The sequence below is a fragment of the Microbacterium sp. genome (assembly GCF_003248605.1).
GTDB lineage: Bacteria > Actinomycetota > Actinomycetes > Actinomycetales > Microbacteriaceae > Microbacterium.
Window position 1 is genome coordinate 1 of record NZ_QFPF01000068.1, and the last position, 15,919, is coordinate 15,919.

At 69.4% G+C, this 15,919-nt stretch carries 20 protein-coding genes; 10 read left to right on the plus strand and 10 right to left on the minus strand.

Features of this window, described 5'->3' with window-relative positions; genetic code table 11:
* Positions 1-352, plus strand: a 352-nt coding sequence (locus tag DI573_RS09980) for a nitrilase-related carbon-nitrogen hydrolase (protein WP_363331356.1), incomplete at its 5' end; no start/stop codon positions are given.
* A 67-nt stretch (positions 353-419) separates the two neighbouring features.
* Here the strand turns inward: DI573_RS09980 and DI573_RS09985 are convergent.
* From DI573_RS09985 to DI573_RS10000, 4 genes are all read right to left on the minus strand, one after another.
* Positions 420-803: an RNA polymerase-binding protein RbpA gene (locus DI573_RS09985; protein WP_292813521.1), complete on the minus strand. Its 384-nt coding sequence runs from the start codon at positions 801-803 to the stop codon at positions 420-422.
* 126 nt (positions 804-929) lie between these two features.
* Entirely contained in the window at positions 930-1,706 is a 777-nt protein-coding gene (locus DI573_RS09990) for a glycerophosphodiester phosphodiesterase family protein (protein ID WP_292813523.1), read from the minus strand.
* On the minus strand, positions 1,703-2,530 hold the full coding sequence (locus tag DI573_RS09995; RefSeq protein ID WP_292813525.1) for an SPFH domain-containing protein: 828 nt from the start codon (positions 2,528-2,530) through the stop codon (positions 1,703-1,705). Before DI573_RS09995 ends, DI573_RS09990 begins: the two co-directional genes overlap by 4 nt.
* Positions 2,527-3,009 carry an NfeD family protein gene (locus tag DI573_RS10000; RefSeq protein WP_292813527.1) on the minus strand — a complete coding sequence of 161 codons (483 nt, stop codon included), beginning with the start codon at positions 3,007-3,009 and terminating at the stop codon, positions 2,527-2,529. The genes DI573_RS09995 and DI573_RS10000 overlap by 4 nt, the downstream gene beginning before the upstream one ends.
* Positions 3,010-3,122: 113 nt before the next feature.
* Between DI573_RS10000 and DI573_RS10005 the strand changes: the two genes are divergently transcribed.
* On the plus strand, positions 3,123-3,896 hold the full coding sequence (locus tag DI573_RS10005; protein WP_292813529.1) for an SDR family oxidoreductase: 774 nt from the start codon (positions 3,123-3,125) through the stop codon (positions 3,894-3,896).
* Between the two features lie 75 nt (positions 3,897-3,971).
* On the opposite strand, the gene DI573_RS10010 is transcribed toward DI573_RS10005, so the two are convergent.
* Complete coding sequence (locus tag DI573_RS10010) at positions 3,972-5,339, minus strand: AEC family transporter (protein WP_292813530.1); 1,368 nt, start codon at positions 5,337-5,339, stop codon at positions 3,972-3,974.
* A gap of 120 nt (positions 5,340-5,459) precedes the next feature.
* Here DI573_RS10010 and DI573_RS10015 point away from each other — a divergent pair, with 120 nt between their 5' ends.
* Genes DI573_RS10015 through DI573_RS10025 form a run of 3 tightly spaced genes read left to right on the plus strand, consistent with a single transcriptional unit; the run spans position 5,460 to position 7,059 of the window.
* Positions 5,460-6,050: a sulfite oxidase-like oxidoreductase gene (locus DI573_RS10015; RefSeq protein WP_292813531.1), complete on the plus strand. Its 591-nt coding sequence runs from the start codon at positions 5,460-5,462 to the stop codon at positions 6,048-6,050.
* The gene (locus tag DI573_RS10020; protein WP_363331357.1) at positions 6,047-6,766 is read left to right on the plus strand and encodes an FAD-binding oxidoreductase; all 720 of its coding nucleotides are present in this window, start codon (positions 6,047-6,049) and stop codon (positions 6,764-6,766) included. The genes DI573_RS10015 and DI573_RS10020 overlap by 4 nt, the downstream gene beginning before the upstream one ends.
* Entirely contained in the window at positions 6,766-7,059 is a 294-nt protein-coding gene (locus tag DI573_RS10025) for a DUF6510 family protein (RefSeq protein ID WP_292813535.1), read from the plus strand. Before DI573_RS10020 ends, DI573_RS10025 begins: the two co-directional genes overlap by 1 nt.
* Before the next feature lie 417 nt (positions 7,060-7,476).
* On the opposite strand, the gene DI573_RS10030 is transcribed toward DI573_RS10025, so the two are convergent.
* Complete coding sequence (locus DI573_RS10030) at positions 7,477-8,034, minus strand: dihydrofolate reductase family protein (RefSeq protein WP_292813537.1); 558 nt, start codon at positions 8,032-8,034, stop codon at positions 7,477-7,479.
* 76 nt (positions 8,035-8,110) lie between these two features.
* Here DI573_RS10030 and DI573_RS10035 point away from each other — a divergent pair, with 76 nt between their 5' ends.
* From DI573_RS10035 to DI573_RS10050, 4 genes are all read left to right on the plus strand, one after another.
* Positions 8,111-8,641: a hypothetical protein gene (locus tag DI573_RS10035; RefSeq protein ID WP_292813539.1), complete on the plus strand. Its 531-nt coding sequence runs from the start codon at positions 8,111-8,113 to the stop codon at positions 8,639-8,641.
* 23 nt (positions 8,642-8,664) lie between these two features.
* Complete coding sequence (locus tag DI573_RS10040; RefSeq protein ID WP_292813541.1) at positions 8,665-9,411, plus strand: hypothetical protein; 747 nt, start codon at positions 8,665-8,667, stop codon at positions 9,409-9,411.
* A gap of 90 nt (positions 9,412-9,501) precedes the next feature.
* A complete protein-coding gene (locus DI573_RS10045; RefSeq protein ID WP_292813543.1) occupies positions 9,502-10,218 on the plus strand; it encodes a hypothetical protein in 717 nt (238 codons plus the stop codon).
* Between the two features lie 30 nt (positions 10,219-10,248).
* Complete coding sequence (locus DI573_RS10050) at positions 10,249-10,914, plus strand: hypothetical protein (RefSeq protein WP_292813545.1); 666 nt, start codon at positions 10,249-10,251, stop codon at positions 10,912-10,914.
* Between the two features lie 81 nt (positions 10,915-10,995).
* On the opposite strand, the gene DI573_RS10055 is transcribed toward DI573_RS10050, so the two are convergent.
* The 3 genes from DI573_RS10055 to DI573_RS10065 are packed head-to-tail and all read right to left on the minus strand — an operon-like array spanning position 10,996 to position 14,265.
* Entirely contained in the window at positions 10,996-11,754 is a 759-nt protein-coding gene (locus tag DI573_RS10055; RefSeq protein ID WP_292813547.1) for an SGNH/GDSL hydrolase family protein, read from the minus strand.
* Positions 11,755-11,776: 22 nt separating this feature from the next.
* The gene (locus DI573_RS10060) at positions 11,777-13,174 is read right to left on the minus strand and encodes an MFS transporter (RefSeq protein ID WP_292813549.1); all 1,398 of its coding nucleotides are present in this window, start codon (positions 13,172-13,174) and stop codon (positions 11,777-11,779) included.
* 32 nt (positions 13,175-13,206) lie between these two features.
* Positions 13,207-14,265, minus strand: coding sequence for an LLM class flavin-dependent oxidoreductase (locus DI573_RS10065; protein WP_292813551.1), 1,059 nt, complete (start codon positions 14,263-14,265; stop codon positions 13,207-13,209).
* 90 nt (positions 14,266-14,355) lie between these two features.
* On the opposite strand from DI573_RS10065, the gene DI573_RS10070 reads away from it, so the two are divergent.
* On the plus strand, positions 14,356-15,024 hold the full coding sequence (locus tag DI573_RS10070; RefSeq protein ID WP_292813553.1) for a phosphoribosyltransferase family protein: 669 nt from the start codon (positions 14,356-14,358) through the stop codon (positions 15,022-15,024).
* A gap of 9 nt (positions 15,025-15,033) precedes the next feature.
* On the opposite strand, the gene DI573_RS10075 is transcribed toward DI573_RS10070, so the two are convergent.
* Positions 15,034-15,919, minus strand: an 886-nt coding sequence (locus tag DI573_RS10075) for a DUF885 domain-containing protein (RefSeq protein ID WP_292813555.1), incomplete at its 5' end; no start/stop codon positions are given.

Consider the following 15,919-nt stretch of genomic DNA (forward strand, 5'->3'; position numbering starts at 1 on the left):
AGACGGCGCGCAGGTGTACATGTTCCAGACCAACAATGCCGACTTCCGTGGGACGGACGAGAACCTTCAGCAGCTGGCGTTCGCGCGGATGAGGGCGATCGAGACGGGCCGCTCGGTCGTGAACATCTCTACGGTCGGCACGAGCCAGGTCATCGCACCCGACGGCTCGACGATCGACGCGCTGCCCGCCGACGAGCCGGGCGCGATGGTCACGGATGTCGAGTTGCGCGAGGGGATCACTCCCGCCGTGCTCATCGGGTCGACGGTTCAGGCGATCCTGTTCTGGGGAGCCCTCGCGGCTTTCGCCGGCGTCGGTCTGCTGGCGCGTCGCCGTCGGCGCGACGCCGCCTGAGGCGCCCGGATATGACGAAGGGCGCCGGATGTCGTCATCCGGCGCCCTCCGTGGCGGATCGTGAGGCTCAGGCCCCGAGCAGCATGCTGTCGGGGTTCTCACCGGCGCCGCGACGGGCGCGCAGGTAGGCGAGCCGCTCCTCGAGCAGCTCCTCGAGCTCGGCGCGCGAGCGACGTTCGAGCAGCATGTCCCAGTGGGTGCGGGCGACCTTGTCGTCGCTGTGATCGATCGTGACCGCCTTGTCGCCGACCACGAGGGCTGCCTCCGCGCCGCAGGTGCGGCACTCCCAGGCCTCGGGGGCTTCGGCGTCTGCGGCGAACATCAGGACGGTGTCGCGTCCGCACGTGCTGCAGTTGTAAGTGTGTTCCGCGCGCTCCATGAACACGACGCCCTCTTCGCTCTGTAGGCTCTGGGCGCCGAGCCGCATGCCGCGCAGGCTGCGATCTGCCATTGTGTGGTCTCCTCGGCGGTGGGTGGTGACGGTCTGTCTAGGTCCGTCCTCCGGTATAACGTGACCACCTGGATGCTTCATCCGAACGGGCCGTTGCGGCGCGGCATTCTCAGTCAACGCACAGTGTCAGACGTGCGGAAACCGTCGCAGCGCCACGTCCGCGCGATCCGTGACGATGCCGTCGACGCCCATCGCGACCAGGCGGTCCATCTCGTGCTCCTCGTTGATCGTCCACACGTGCACCTCGACGCCCTTCTCATGCGCCGCGTCGAGCAGCCGCGGGCTGAGCACGCGCACGCGGCCTCTTCGCTCCGGAATCTGGAGCGCGTCGACATCCGAGAGCAGTGCGCGCACGACGCGCCTCTGTCGCAGGGCGAGGGCAGCGAGCAGCCGCGTGAGCACCCACCTACCCGCCGATGTCGCGGGCGGGGAGCTTCCGCCCGCCGCGGCCGAAAGCGCTGCTCTCCGGCGTTCATCCGAGAAGCTCGTCAGCAGCACGCGCTCGGCATGGGGTGCGATGATCCTGCCCGCGGGATGGGCTGCGGCCGCGGCTTTGACATCGATGTTGAACCGGACCGTCGGGAAGGCGTCGAGCGCCTGCTCGAGGGTGATCAGCCCGCCGCGCTCCGCCATCAGCTGTTCGAGCTCACGGACTCCGACGTCCGCGAGGGAGCGCGCATCGCCGGTCACGCGCCGAAGATCGGGGTCGTGGAAGAGGACCACGACCCCGTCCTGGGTCAGGTGGCAGTCCGACTCGACGTACAAGGCCCCGGCGGCATGGGCCTCGGCGACGGCCGCGAAGGAGTTCTCGGCGATGCCGTGCGCTGCGCCGGTGTCCGTGACGAGTCCGCGATGGGCCAGCACTCGGGGCGCCGCCGAGGCGGCGAACCACGGGTGTGTCACGACGCGGAGGGCCCATCGGGGTGCGATGCAGCGCGAGGGGCCGCCTCACGAGCCGCCACATCGGCGAGCGTGCCTGAGAAGGCTCCCGAGACGTTCTTCAGGGCTTCGGTGAACTCGCTGGGGATGATCCACAGCTTGTTGGCCGAGCCCTCGCTGATCTTGGGAAGGGTCTGCAGGTACTGGTAGGCGAGGAGCTTCTCGTCGGGATTGCCCTGGTGGATGGCGGCGAAGACGGTCTGGATCGCCTCGGCTTCGCCCTGCGCCCGCAGCACGGCGGCCTGCTTGTCGCCCTCGGCGCGCAGGATCTCGGCCTGCCGGGCGCCCTCGGCCGTGAGGATCGCGGACTGTTTGGTACCCTCGGCGGTCAGGATCAGGGCACGGCGATCGCGTTCGGCGCGCATCTGCTTCTCCATCGAGTCCTGGATGGAGACCGGCGGGTCGATCGCCTTCAATTCGACACGCCCGACGCGGATGCCCCACTTACCCGTGGCCTCGTCGAGAACTATGCGCAGTTTGCTGTTGATCTCGTCCCGGCTGGTGAGCGCCTCTTCGAGGTTGAGCCCGCCGACCACGTTGCGCAGCGTGGTCGTGGTGAGCTGCTCGACCGCGCCCAGATAGTTGGCGATCTCGTAGGTCGCCGCGCGGGCATCGGTCACCTGGAAGTTCAGGGTCTTGCGATAGCGGCCGAGCCGCTCGACGACCCCCGCCGTGGCCTGAGGGATGATGCGGATCGATCGTACGATCACCACCAGCACGAAGATGAAGACCGCCGCGGCGAGGACCCAGCCGATCGCGGTCGGGATGATCTGCTCGAGATCGCTCATACGCCCTCCTCGGGGATCTGCGTGCGCACGACGGCGGTCGCGCCGTCGATGCGCACCACGGTGACGGGGATGCCGGGGGTGATCTGCGCGTCTGCGGCGCCGCTGTCGGCGCGGGCAGTCCATGTGTCGCCGTTTGCGAGGCGTACCTGGCCCCCGAGCGTCGAGACCGTGGACACCACGACCCCCGGCATCCCGAGCAGTGCGTCGATGTTGCTCGGCGTGGGATCCTCGCCGCGGCGCAGGCGCCGCAGCAGCGGGGGGCGCAGGAGCAGGAGCAGTCCCGCGGCGACGGCCGCGGCGAGGACGACCTGCAGCCAGAGCGGAGCGCCGGCGAGACCCGAGACGAGACCGGCGACACCCCCGACCCCGAGCATGAGGAAGGTGAACTCCAGGGTGAGTGTCTCGATCGTGAAGAAGACGAGGATCAGGACGATCCACCCGATCCAGGCGAACTGCTCGATGGTCTGAACAAGGTCCACGGCGCGCCTCCTCGTCTCGAACCTAGCACGGGGCCCGCGGGCCGGGGTTGGTAGGGTCGAGAGGTCCGTGACATCACCTGTGCGCGGCCCGTTCGATCCCTCTGGAGCACCCCGTGACCGACCCCGCCGTCCCTCTCGCCCCCGGATCCCTCGCCGGCAAGCGCGCTCTCGTGACGGGTTCCTCGCGCGGTATCGGTGCCGACACGGTTCGATACCTCGCCCAGGCCGGCGCCGACGTCGTGATCAACTTCCGGAACAAGGCTCCTCGCGCCGAGAAGCTGGCGAACGAGGTGCGTGCGCTCGGTGTCCGCGCCATCGTGGTCGGGGCGGACCTCACCGACGCCGACTCCGTGGGCGCGATGTTCGCCGAGGTCGAGCGCGAGTTCGGCGGCCTCGACATCCTGGTGCTCAACGCGTCCGGCGGCATGGAGTCCGGCATGGGGGAGGACTACGCGCTGCTGCTCAACCGCGATGCGCAGGTGGGTGCGCTGCAGGCGGCGCTGCCACTGCTCGGCGAGGGCGCACGTGTCGTGTTCGTCACGAGCCACCAGGCGCACTTCATCCGCACGACGCCGACCATGCCGGAGTACGAACCGGTCGCGCTCTCCAAGCGGGCCGGTGAGGACGCGCTCCGAGAGCTCATCCCCGATCTCGAGCGCCGCGGTATCGGCTTCGTCGTCGTCTCGGGCGACATGATCGAGGGCACGATCACCGCGACCCTGCTCGAGCGGGCCAACCCGGGCGCCATCGCGTCGCGCCGTGAGTCGGCGGGGCGGCTCTACAACGTCTCGGAATTCGCTGCCGAGGTCGCTCTCGCCGCATCCGACCCCGTACCGACGGACAACACGCGCCTCATCGGCGACACCAGCGGCTTCGCCGGCGCTTAGTCACGGCCCGCTCGCACGAGAAGAGCCCACGCGCCCCGGGGGAGGGAGCGTGGGCTTTCGCGTGTGCGCCTCGGCTCAGAGCGTCTTGAACGTGAAGGCGCGGATGATCTGAAGGATTCCCAGCACGACGAGCGAGATGCCGATCAGCCACCACAGCACCACAGCGCCCCAGATGGGCGAGAAGAGCAGGATGACGCCCGCGACGATGCTGAGGATCGCGAAGAAGATGCTCCAGCCCTTCGAGCTCGAACCGCCGAGCGTCGTGAGCGCCACGACGCCCTCGACGATCCACATGATGCCGACGAGGATGCCGAGGAAGAGGGCGAGCCATGCCGTGGCGGCGCCGAGGTTGGCGAAAGCGATGATGCCCGCGATGACGAACAGCACGCCGAGCACGATGTGACCGATGCGCGACCATCCGCCCATCGCCTTGGAGAAGATGCCGAGGCCGGCATATACCAGGCCGGCGACGATCGCATAGATCGCGATGATCGCCGTGACGACGGCGGCGGTCTTGCCGGGCCAGACGAGGATCAGGATTATGCCGATCAGGACGGGCACGCTCGCGACCGTCGTGAGAAAGACCGTGTCACGCGAGATCGTCTCGCCGACACCGTACCGCTGGGAGTAGTTGAACACGTTCTGGGCTGTGGGCAGCGCCGCCAGCACGACGACGACGAGCACCTCCGCGGCGGAGAGATGGAAGATGTAGGTCGCGACGGCCCATGCGGCACACGGCATGACGAAGAGCTTCAGTGCCGAGGCGAGGAGGATGTCGCGACGCCGGCCAGACGCGCCCAGCACCCGCTGACCGTGGAGCGAGATGCCGTAGCTGATCAGCAGGACGGGGACGCACGCGTCGGCGATGAGCAGGGCGGGATCGAGCACGACGGGCGGCAGCGTGATCCCGCTCACGGACACGAGGGTGCCCAGCACGGACCCGATCACGATCGGGTTGCTCGCCGTGCGCGCCAGCGCGCGGCCGAGCGACGCGCGCCCCGACGTGACGGATTCGAGGATCGTCATCGCGATCGGCGTGAACACGAGCAGCTGCAGCAGGATGACGGGCGCGGGAAAGGCCGCGCTTCCCAGCATGTAGAGCGAGATGGGGATGCCGATGTTGTTGGAGTTCACCTGCCCGGCCGACAGCGCGCCGATGAGGGTCTCGCCGACCGAGCGCTTCCAGATCAGTCGGGCGACGACGGTGTATGCGACGAAGACCGTGAGCGCGGCGAGCGCCGAGACGGGGAGCATCGCCGAGAACAGCATCGCCACGTCGGCCTGGGCGAGCACGACGAAGAGCAGGAAGGGGGAGAGGACGAAGAAGGTGAGGCGGCTCAGCACGGGGCGCGCGTGCGGTCCGAGCAGATCGATGCGCCCGATCACGTAGCCGACGGCGATGGCGACGCCGATGACGACGAATCCGGTGAGGGCCTCGATCACGGCGCCGCGTCGGAATCGGCGGGACGCGGCATCCTCCCAGCGTAGCGATCGTCCTGCGCGTGGCCCTCGCGCAGGCTCCGCGCGCCGATACTCTGGAGACCCAGACCGTTCGGAGGCGTCATGGCCGTGTTCTCCCGGGGCTTCGGAGCCCGCCGCCGCGAGAGTGATCCACGGCTGCCTCCCGGGCAGTACCTGACGGAGGATTTCCCCGTGCTCTCGGCGGGTCCGACGCCCCGGGTGGACACGGGGGAGTGGGCATTCTCGATCCGCACCGAGGACGCTGTCACGACGTGGACGTGGGATCAGCTGATGGCGCTTCCGATCGAGGATGTGCACACCGACATCCACTGCGTCACCCGGTGGTCGAAGCTCGAGACGACGTGGCGCGGTGTGTCGCTCGACACCCTGTTCGCCGGCATCGACACGGAGCTGGCGTTCGCGATGATCCATGCGTATGGCGGCTACACGACGAACCTGCCCCTGGACGATCTGTTGGGCGGCAAGGCATGGGTCGCATGCGAATTCGACGGCAAGCCGCTCGAGCCCGAACACGGCGGGCCCGCACGGCTGCTCGTGCCGCACCTGTATTTCTGGAAGAGCGCCAAGTGGGTGCGGGGCATCGAGATGCAGAAGAGCGATGACCCGGGCTTCTGGGAGCAGAACGGCTACCACCGTCGGGGCGACCCGTGGGCCGAAGAGAGATATTGGTGAACGCAGGCTGGCGGCCCGCGCGGATCGTGGCGGCGCGATCGGTGACGCCCTCGGCGCGTGTGCTCGAGGTCGAGGTGCCGGGCTGGCCCGGCAGCGTTCCGGGCCAGCACATCGATCTCCGACTGACGGCCGAGGACGGGTACCAGGCCGTGCGGTCGTACTCCCTGGCCTCCGCCGATGCGGGTGAGCACATCGAGCTGGCTGTTGACGAGGTCGCCGATGGTGAGGTTTCGCCCTACCTCGTCCGTGACGTGCTGCCGGGTGACGAACTCGAAGTCCAGGGGCCGCTCGGTGGCTACTTCATCTGGCGCCCCGAGGATCGGGGGCCCGTCCAGCTGATCGCCGGCGGTTCGGGGATCGTGCCGGTCCGGGCGATCGCGCGCGCTCGTGCGACCGCGGGTTCGGGCCAGCCGTTCCGCCTGCTCTATTCGGTGCGTTCACCGCAAGACGCGATATATCGTGATGATGTCGAATCCATGGGGGAGCAGGGCGTCGACGTGACCTGGGTTTACACCCGGCGCGCACCCGATGGCTGGTCGGGCCGAGTCGGGCGGGTGGATGCCGAGACCGTGGAATCCGCGGTGTGGCCCGTGGATGTCGGGGCCACAACGTTCGTCTGCGGGCCGACGGGATTCGTCGAAGCGGTCGCGCGGACACTCGTCGAACTCGGACATCGGAGCGACCGCATCCGTACCGAGCGTTTCGGAGGTGCGTGATGGGAGTCGGGTCTCCGCGACACGACCGCCGGGCCGCGCACGCGACACTGGTCGACGGAAACGCCCTGGCGGGCGTCCTGGCGCGCCTGCTCGGCGGGGACCCGACGGCGCTTGTGGCATCGTGCGGCGCGTGCGGCGCGGCAGAGCCCTTGGCGGCGGCATCCGTCGAGGTGGACGATTCCGTGGCGATCGTTCGTTGCCGGTCCTGTACGCACACGCTGTGCACCGTCGTTCTTGATGAGGCGGCGCCGTCGCTGCGGATCGGGGCGCTGACGGAGCTGCGCGTGCGCTGAGGCCCGGATGGGTTATTCGCCGATAATGCACATTATGTCAGTTTGAGTTGTTCGGGCGGCTTTCGTGGGGTGTGTGGCATCGCTCGTCGTGTGCGCGTGCGCGTGCGGGTGCCGTCGTGCGGGCGCTCCCCTGTCGCGATGTGCGGGTGCAGCGCGGCGCGACCCGCACTTTGCGACAGGCGAAGTGCGCACCGGCGCTTGCGCGAGGTACTCGCCTGTCACGAACTGCGGGTCGGACGGTGTCGCACCCGCAGTTCGCGACAGGCGAACGGTTGTGAGATGTCGGCGACGCCGGGGCACGCCTGGGGTGAGGCGAACGGTTGTGAGATGTCGGCGACGCCGGGGCACGCCTGGGGCGGCCGCGAGTAGGGCCGCCGCGCGGCCGGGGCCGCCGCAGCGGATGTGTGCGTCGACGCGTCAGGTCATGCGCACGTCGAAGACCACGCGCGCGAACTGCCCGACGGCCTTCGCCTCGACGAGTGTCAGGCGGTCGGATTCGATACGGCGTGGCAGCAGGGGCGCGCCGGAGCCGAGCGCGACCGGCGCGATCGAGATCGCGATGCGGGTCAACACTCCGGCGTCGAAGAACTGCCCGGCCAGATCTCCCCCGCCGACGACCCACACATCTCCGTCGCCCGCGGCCTCCCGGATCCGCGGCAGCGCCTCGGCGACCGAGCCCGAGACGAAGCGCACGTCGGCTCCCGCCGGCACGGGAAGCTGCCTCGTCGTGAACACGAACACCGGCCGATCGCCATGAAACTCCTGCCACTTCTCGGGGTGCGTCAGGATGTCGGACTCTCTCACCAGCCACTCGTAGGTGGTCGATCCCTCCACCAGGACCGCATGATCGTGCGGCAGCAGCTCGTCGGCGGGCGACTCGCCGTCGGGTACGGCGAACAGCCATGCGAGCGAGTCGGCGTCGTCCGCGATGAAGCCGTCGAGGGACGTTGCGGTGTCGAAGAAGAACCGAGTCATGCGGCGAACGTACGACGAAGCTCCGACATCTGTGGATAACCGCCGTCGCCGGCCGCCGCACAGCTAGCGTGTCGCCATGAGATTCGGGATCGTCGCGCTCGCCGCCGCCGCCCTGCTGCTGGTCGGATGTGTGCCGCAGCCCGACGCGACGCCCACGCCCTCCGCGACTGCACTCCCCTTCGCCACGGACGACGAAGCCTTCGCGGCCGCCGAGGCGACATATCGCGCCTACGTCGACGCCCTCAATCAGGTTGATCTGCAAGATCCGGACACGTTTGAGCCCGTGTATGCGTGGCTCGGCGGTCAGATGCTTGCCTCGGAACGTCGCTTGCTGTCGCAGATGCATGCGGACGACTGGGCGATCTCGGGTAACAGCAAGGTTGAACGCGCCTGGCCGATCACCACCGGCGAGATTTCAACGATCGGGATCTGCCTACAAGTCTCCGACGTGCGCGTTGTCGATCGCGACGGAAAATCGGTGGTCGGCTCGTCCCGACCAGACACGCAGGAAATGCAGGTGACGGTCGTGTCGTCCCGTTCTTCGCCGACTGGTCTTGTAATCGATGATATTTCCGGGCTTGAAGCCGCGGGCGAATGTACAAGCTAGTCAAGTTCGCCTTGGCAACCTCCATGATCGGGGCATCGCTAACCGCGACGAGCGTAGGGTGCGGGGCGGGTTCATACCTAGAGACCTGCCACGCCACGACGAACGGCACCCAGGTCGACGTCGGCGCCGACACCCGCAGCCCCGGCGGGCAAAGCGGGCCAGCGACGAGGCCACAGACGGGCTCGGCAACGAATCCAAGCAGCGACGACACCGGCACAGCGCCCGCCGCTCCCCCGGCCTGCACGACCGCGCTGTGCCGCCCCAACTACACGGTCGTCACCCTCCCCGACGTCACGGCGGCGGACCTCGCCTCGTTCATCCCGGCGGCCCCGGCCATCACGGGCGAGCCGCAGGGGCTCGGCGTCGTCGGCATGCCCACGAACCTCGTGGCGACAGCATCCACCCATGCGTTGACGGGCACGCTGTTCGGGTACGACGTCACGGTGCGGTTCTCCCCCACCGCCTTCCGCTTCGAGCACGGCGACGGCACGGCGCGCGCGGCATCCACCGGCGGCGCACCGTGGCAGAGACTCGGGATGCCGGAGTTCAGCCCCACCGCGACGAGCCATGTCTACGGCGAGCCCGGCCGTTACCGTGTCACCGCGCGGGTCATCTACCAGGCGGCGGTCGACTTCGGCACGGGGGCATGGCGACCCGTCACCGGGGCGGTCACCTCGGCGGGCGTCGGATACGACGTGCGTGTCGTCGAGGTGCACACGGCCCTCGTCGCCCGCACCTGCATCGAGGATCCCGCGGGCCCGGGCTGCTGACCCGCGGCTGAGACGTATCAGACGTCGCCTCGCGAACTCCTTCGAGGGTGAGCGCACTCCCCCGCGCTCGCCCCCAGACAGGAGAGAGCGATGGTGCATCACGAGAACACGCCTCGCGTGCGCGGTACCGAACCCGACGAGTTCGCCATCCGGGATATGCGCAGCTTCCCGGACATCTCGGGCGATCCGCGGCTGTACCGGCGATTGACCGACACGGTCGCGGTCATGACGGCGAGTGGCGCCGGCGCCGAGGAGATCTATCAGCGCGCCCTGGCCCGCGTGCGCGAGGACGCGGACTTCGCCGTCCTGGTGCTGAAGACCCACGACGCGCTCGAGGAGGATGCCTACATCGAGCGGTGGGCGCTCGTGCAACTGGCGATCGATCTGGAACACCCGGCGGCGGGTGAGTTGCTCGCCGACATCGTCCGACGCCCCATTCCCGAGGAACGGTCCGCCGACCCCGCGCACGGCATCAGCACGGTCACCGAGGAGGTGCTGCTGCGCACCACCGCGATGGAGGGCCTGAGCCGCCTCTTCCGGCACGGCGTCGACACGAGCGACGTGCTGCTCGAGACCATCGCCCGCGCCGATTACACCGCGATGCGCCGCGCCGCGTGGTTCGCACTCCTCGACGGCGATCAGCGCGACGCGCTCGAGCACGCCCGCGCCCTTCTCGACGAGCGGGGTGACGGGTGGATCGCAGACCTGCAGCGCCACACCGTGTCGGACGCCGAACAGGCCGATATCGACCGCATCGATCCGCCGCAGAAGGACCTGCCCGGCATCCCGCGCCCCTTCGACGAGTGACCCGCGCAGCATCGAGAGAGGAATGAGACCATGACCGCCTGTGGCGCCACCGTGCCCGACAAGAACGCCTCCGGAGACGCCTTCTACGGCGCCTCCATCTGCAGTCAGCCCTTCGTCGACTACTTCTGGAACACATACGGCTTCTTCGCCAATGCGACCTGGAACGCGAGCTTCGGGTACGACGACTGCTGCAACACCGATCTGCCGCTCGCCCGAGCCTTCAACGGCTGCTACGCGCTGACCTACTCGGCCCAGAACTACCTCGACGACGACTACTCGGGCGCCTGCCTGAACTGGGCGCGCCGGTACGTGCGCGAACACATCGGCGATCTGCGTGCCGCCTGCGGAGACGGCGACGCCGTCGCTCGCAACAACGGCTCCAACGTCGAGCTGTACTCGCTGTTCTTCTACAGCAAGAACGCCCCGGGACGCGCCGAGACCCTTGTTCACGAGGCACGGCACGCCGCACTCCGGCACAACTCGACCTTCCCCGCGGGTTCGACATTCGGGGAGGGCAAGGACGGCGCCGACTCGAACTGGGCCTACAACGGCGCGTGGATGTACGGTGCGCTGTACCTCTGGTGGTACTTCGCCGAGGGCGCGCGTACGACCAGCGCACTGCGCCAGCTGGCCCGCCAGCGCGCGCAGATCGTCATCGACGGGGCCTTCGCCGAGCACCCGGGGTACGTGCTCTGAGGTGGCACGTGCTCCGAGCGGGTCCGTACTCCGAGTGGGTCCGGGCTCTGAGCGGGTCCGTGCTCCGAACGGATGCCGCGCTCAGGTGCTCGGGTCGATCGGCGTCCACGCGCCGTACTTCGCCTGGCGGCCATCACCCGATGAGGTTCCGGTCATCCGCCGGCGCACCCACGGACCCACGTGCTCGCGATAGTAGGCCCACCCGCGCGCGCTTCGGGGACCCGCATCCGGCAGCGCCCACCACTCCGGCGGCGGGGTGTGCCCGAGGGCATCGAGCACGCGGGCGGCGACGCGGTGATGCCCGCGTGCGCTCATGTGCAGCCTGTCCTCGGACCAGAACGGAGGCGTGCCGAGCTCGTGATCGTGCCAGTTCAGCGCGCGGACGACATCGTCGCGGTGTTCCACCCGCTGTTCCACAGTTCGTGAGAGCTCGTCTCCGCGGCGCCGAATGAGCCGCCCGAGCGGCAGCTGCGCGGACGGGTTCGCGCCCGAGAGCAGGATCAGCGTGACCCCTTCCTCGTCGCACCGACGCAGCACGCGCTCGAAGGCGTCGGCGACGCGCACCAGGTCGGCGCGCGGTCGGAGCATGTCGTTGCCCCCGCCGTTGAACGACAGGTGCGTGGGCTTCAGCGCGAGGGCCGGTTCGAGCTGCTCCTCGACGATCGGCCAGACGAGCTTGCCCCGGATGGCGAGATTGGCGTACTCGATCCGATCTCCCAGCGCATTCGCCCAGCCCTGCGCGGTGAGATCGGCCCACCCCCGGGTGCGACCGTCGGGCAGCTCATCGCCGACGCCCTCGCTGAAGGAGTCGCCGATCGCGACGTACCGAACGTGTACCACTCCCCCACCCTATGCGGGCGGGTCAGGCGTCGAGCGCTGCGCCCGTGCGGTCGCCGAGCGGCAGGACGGCCACGGCTGCGAGCACGAAGAACCCTGCGAACACGGCGAACAGCAGCGGCGTGCCGCCCCAGACGAGCATCACCGGCACCAGCAGCGGCGCGACGATGGATGCGAGACGCCCCACCGCGGCCGCCCAGCCCGCGCCGGTCGCGCGCACGGGCGTCGGATACACCTCGGGAGTGACGGCGTAGAGCGCACCCCACGCGCCGAGGTTGAAGAACGACAGCGCCATCCCGGCCGCGATCACCTGCCACTGCGCGATCGCGGTGCCGAAGAAGTAGGCCGACACCGCCGACCCCGCCAAGAACACCACGAGCGTCGCACGCCGGCCCCAGACCTCGATCAGCCACGCCGCCACGGCGTATCCCGGCAGCTGCGCGAGAGTGATGATCAGGGTGAATCCGAACGAGCGCACGAGGTCGTATCCCGCCGCGACGAGCAGCGACGGAATCCAGATGAACGCCCCGTAGTACGAGAAGTTGACGCAGAACCACACGACCCAGAGGGATGCCGTCCGCAGGCGCACGCCCGGACCCCACAGCGCCGCGACGCCGCGCATCGCGCCCCGCGCCCGGCCCGCCCCGCCAGGTGCCGCGTCCACCGCGGGCGCCACCGGTAGGCCGCCGTCGCGCACCGTCGCCGCGGCCGGGGACGGGCGGCCAGCGGACGCCTCGAAGCGCCGGACGACAGCATCCGCCTCGCCGAGCCTTCCTCGCGACTCGAGGAACCGTGCCGACTCCGGCAGACCCCAGCGCACGATGAGCGCGTAGACGGCCGGGATCGCACCGATCGCGAACGCCCATCTCCAGCCGTCATCGGAGGCGGGGATGACGAGGTAGCCGATCAGCGCGGCCGCGGTCCAGCCGACGGCCCAGAACGCCTCGAGGATCACCACGAGACGCCCGCGGATGCGCGCGGGGGCGAACTCGCTCACGTACGTCGAGGCGACCGGCAGCTCGGACCCGAGTCCCAGGCCAACGAAGAACCGCAGCACGAGCAGCGCGGCGACCGAGCCGACGAGAGCGCTCGCACCCGTGGCGACGCCGTACACCAGCAGCGTGATCGCGAAGACCTGCCTCCTCCCCAGCCGATCCGCCAGCAGACCGCCGACACTCGCACCGATCGCCATGCCGATGAATCCGACCGAGGCGATCCACGACGCTTCGTGCGGCAGCAGACTCCACTGCACGGTGAGAGCGGCGATCACGAAGGAGATGAGTCCGACATCCATCGCATCGAGTGCCCAGCCGATTCCCGAACCGGTGAGCACGCGCAGGTGGGCGCGGCTGAACGGCAACGTGTCGAGACGGTCGGAGGGCCGCGCGGAGCGTGCGGCTGCGGTGTCGGTCACGCCGGCCATCGTACGGCTCAGCCCACCGGCCATCGTACGACTCAGCGCACCGGCTGGCGGGAGTCCGCGAGCATCTCCTGCACGAGCGGGGCGACCCGCGTACCGTAGAGCTCGATGCTGCGCATCAGCATGCTGTGCGGCATGGTGCCGGTCGCGTACTTGAGGTCGAAGCGCGAAACGCCCAGAGTCTGCACCGTGTCGACGATCTTTCGCGCGACGGTCTCGGGGGATCCGGCGTAGATCGCCCCTTCGGGGCCGACATCGTGCTGGAAGCGCATCCGGCTGTAGGGCGGCCATCCGCGCTCGCGCCCGATGGTGTTGTTCATCGCCTCGAAGCCGGCGTAGGCCTCGTCCCAGGCCTGCTGGTCGGTGTCGGCGATGTGACCCGGCGAGTGCACGCCGATGGGCAGCGCCTCGCGGCCGAAGGCGTCGAGCGAGCGGTGATAGAGATCGACGAACGGGCGGAACCGGTAGGCGGGCCCGCCGATGATCGCGAGCATGAGGCCGAGACCATGACGTGCCGTACGCACGACCGACTCGGGGCTGCCGCCCACGCCGATCCAGGCTTTGAGCCCCCGGGCGGTCTTCGGAAACACATCCGCCTCGGTGAGCGGTGCGCGGGTGGTGCCCTGCCAGGTGACGGGCTTCTCGGTCATGAGCTGCGTGAAGAGGTCGAGCTTCTCCTCGAAAAGGGTCTCGTAGTCCTGCAGGTCGTAGCCGAACAGCGGAAAGGACTCGATGAACGACCCGCGCCCGAGGATCACCTCGGCGCGCCCCTGCGAGACGGCGTCGAGCGTCGCGAAGCGCTCGTAGAGGCGCACGGGGTCATCGCTCGAGAGCACCGTCACGGCGGTGCCCAGGCGGATCCGGGACGTCCGAGCGGCCGCGGCGGCGAGGACGATCTCGGGACTCGAGATCGCGAACTCGCGGCGGTGGTGCTCCCCCACCCCGAAGAACGCCAGCCCGACCTCGTCGGCCAGCTGCGCCTGGTCGACGAGGTTTCGGATCGTCTCGGCATCGCTGATCAGGTGCCCGTCGGATCCCAGGCTCACATCGCCGAACGTGTCGAGCCCCAGCTGTACTCCGGTGGATTCGGTCATGATCCCGCCCTTCTATTCAGAAGCATGCAACGGATGCCGTCGTGCCGGCATTCCCGCCGCATCATGCCGCTGCGAGCGTACTCTGGCCGCATGGCAGCGCAGCCCTTCCGCGATCGTGCCGATGCCGGTCGTCTCCTCGCCGAACGCCTCGTCGCGGAGGCGGCCGCGGGCACCGTGGGTGCGGACGCGGTCGTGTACGGGATTCCCCGCGGGGGCGTCGTCGTCGCGGCACCGGTCGCGCGTGCCCTTGCCGCCCCGCTGGACGTCGTGCTCGTGCGCAAACTCGGCGCGCCGGCACACGCGGAGTACGCCGTCGGTGCGATCGGCGAGAACGTACGGGTGGTGGATGCGGCCGCCGTGCGCGGCATGGGCGTCGGACCGGAGCAGCTCGCCTTCGTCGAGGACCTCGAACGCGTCGAGCTCGCCCGACGCACTCGGCTGTTCGGCGGCGACGGCGCGCGAGCGGACGTGCGCGGACGCACGGCGATCGTCGTCGACGACGGCATCGCCACGGGGGCGACGGCCACCGCCGCGTGCCGGGTCCTGCGCGACCGCGGCGCCGCAACGGTGGTGCTCGCGGCGCCCGTCGCGCCGGCGCAGTGGCGCCCCGACCGCGGCATCGCGGATCTGTACGTCTGCCTACGCCCGGAACGGGAGTTCTGGGCCGTCGGGCAGTTCTACGAAGACTTCACCCAGACGGGCGACGAGGAGGTCGCGGACCTGTTGCGGCAGCATCCCGCTGGCGGAACGCCCCCGTGAGGCCCCGACTCAGCCGCGTAGAAGGGCCGTGCGGAGCGTGTCGAGTCCGACACCGCCCATGTCGAGGGCGCGCTTGTGGAACTCCCTGATCGAGAAGGCCTCGCCCCGCTCATCGCGGTAGGCGTCACGCACCTGCTCCCAGATGCGCTGCCCGACCTTGTACGAGGGCGCCTGTCCCGGCCACCCCAGGTAGCGGTTGACCTCGAACTGCACGAACTCGTCGGGCATGTTGACGTTGCGCCGCATGAACTCCAGCGCGAACGCGGCGTCCCAGGGGCCCTGGCCGTCGGGTCTCGGCTTCTCGAGGTGCACGCCGATGTCGAGGACGACGCGGGCGGCCCGCATGCGCTGTCCGTCGAGCATGCCGAGGCGGTCGGCCGGGTCGTCGAGATAGCCCAGATCCTGCATCAGGCGCTCGGCGTACAGAGCCCAGCCTTCGGCGTGGCCCGACGTGCCGGCCAGCAGCCGTCGCCAGGAGTTGAGCTCGCCACGGTTGTGGACGGCCTGCGCGATCTGCAGATGATGACCGGGCACCCCTTCGTGGTACACCGTGGTCAGCTCCCGCCAGGTGTCGAAGCTGTCGACGCCCTCGGGCACAGACCACCACATGCGGCCGGGCCGGGAGAAGTCGTCTGTCGGCCCCGTGTAGTAGATGCCGCCCTCGTTGGTCGGGGCGATCATGCACTCGAGCGTGCGGATCTGCTCGGGAATGTCGAAGTGACTCGCGCCCAGCTCGGCGATCGCACGGTCGCTCGTCGCCTGCATCCAGCGCTGCAGCGCCTCGGTACCGTGCAGCTTGCGGGCGGGATCGGCTTCGAGGATCGCGACGGCCTCCTCGATCGAGGAGCCGGGCGCGATCTCGTGCGCGACCTCCTCCTGCTCGGCGACCATGCGC

What these genes read in the sequence shown, in the direction of transcription:
- DI573_RS10070 (WP_292813553.1), top strand. Translation starts at nt 14,356, where the DNA reads ATGGCAGCGCAGCCCTTCCGCGATCGTGCCGATGCCGGTCGTCTCCTC.
- DI573_RS10045 (WP_292813543.1), top strand. Translation starts at nt 9,502, where the DNA reads ATGGTGCATCACGAGAACACGCCTCGCGTGCGCGGTACCGAACCCGAC.
- DI573_RS09995 (WP_292813525.1), bottom strand. Translation starts at nt 2,530, where the DNA reads ATGAGCGATCTCGAGCAGATCATCCCGACCGCGATCGGCTGGGTCCTC.
- DI573_RS10025 (WP_292813535.1), top strand. Translation starts at nt 6,766, where the DNA reads ATGGGAGTCGGGTCTCCGCGACACGACCGCCGGGCCGCGCACGCGACA.
- DI573_RS10035 (WP_292813539.1), top strand. Translation starts at nt 8,111, where the DNA reads ATGAGATTCGGGATCGTCGCGCTCGCCGCCGCCGCCCTGCTGCTGGTC.
- DI573_RS10050 (WP_292813545.1), top strand. Translation starts at nt 10,249, where the DNA reads ATGACCGCCTGTGGCGCCACCGTGCCCGACAAGAACGCCTCCGGAGAC.
- DI573_RS10015 (WP_292813531.1), top strand. Translation starts at nt 5,460, where the DNA reads ATGGCCGTGTTCTCCCGGGGCTTCGGAGCCCGCCGCCGCGAGAGTGAT.
- DI573_RS10040 (WP_292813541.1), top strand. Translation starts at nt 8,665, where the DNA reads ATGATCGGGGCATCGCTAACCGCGACGAGCGTAGGGTGCGGGGCGGGT.
- DI573_RS10060 (WP_292813549.1), bottom strand. Translation starts at nt 13,174, where the DNA reads ATGGCCGGCGTGACCGACACCGCAGCCGCACGCTCCGCGCGGCCCTCC.
- DI573_RS10065 (WP_292813551.1), bottom strand. Translation starts at nt 14,265, where the DNA reads ATGACCGAATCCACCGGAGTACAGCTGGGGCTCGACACGTTCGGCGAT.
- DI573_RS09985 (WP_292813521.1), bottom strand. Translation starts at nt 803, where the DNA reads ATGGCAGATCGCAGCCTGCGCGGCATGCGGCTCGGCGCCCAGAGCCTA.
- DI573_RS10030 (WP_292813537.1), bottom strand. Translation starts at nt 8,034, where the DNA reads ATGACTCGGTTCTTCTTCGACACCGCAACGTCCCTCGACGGCTTCATC.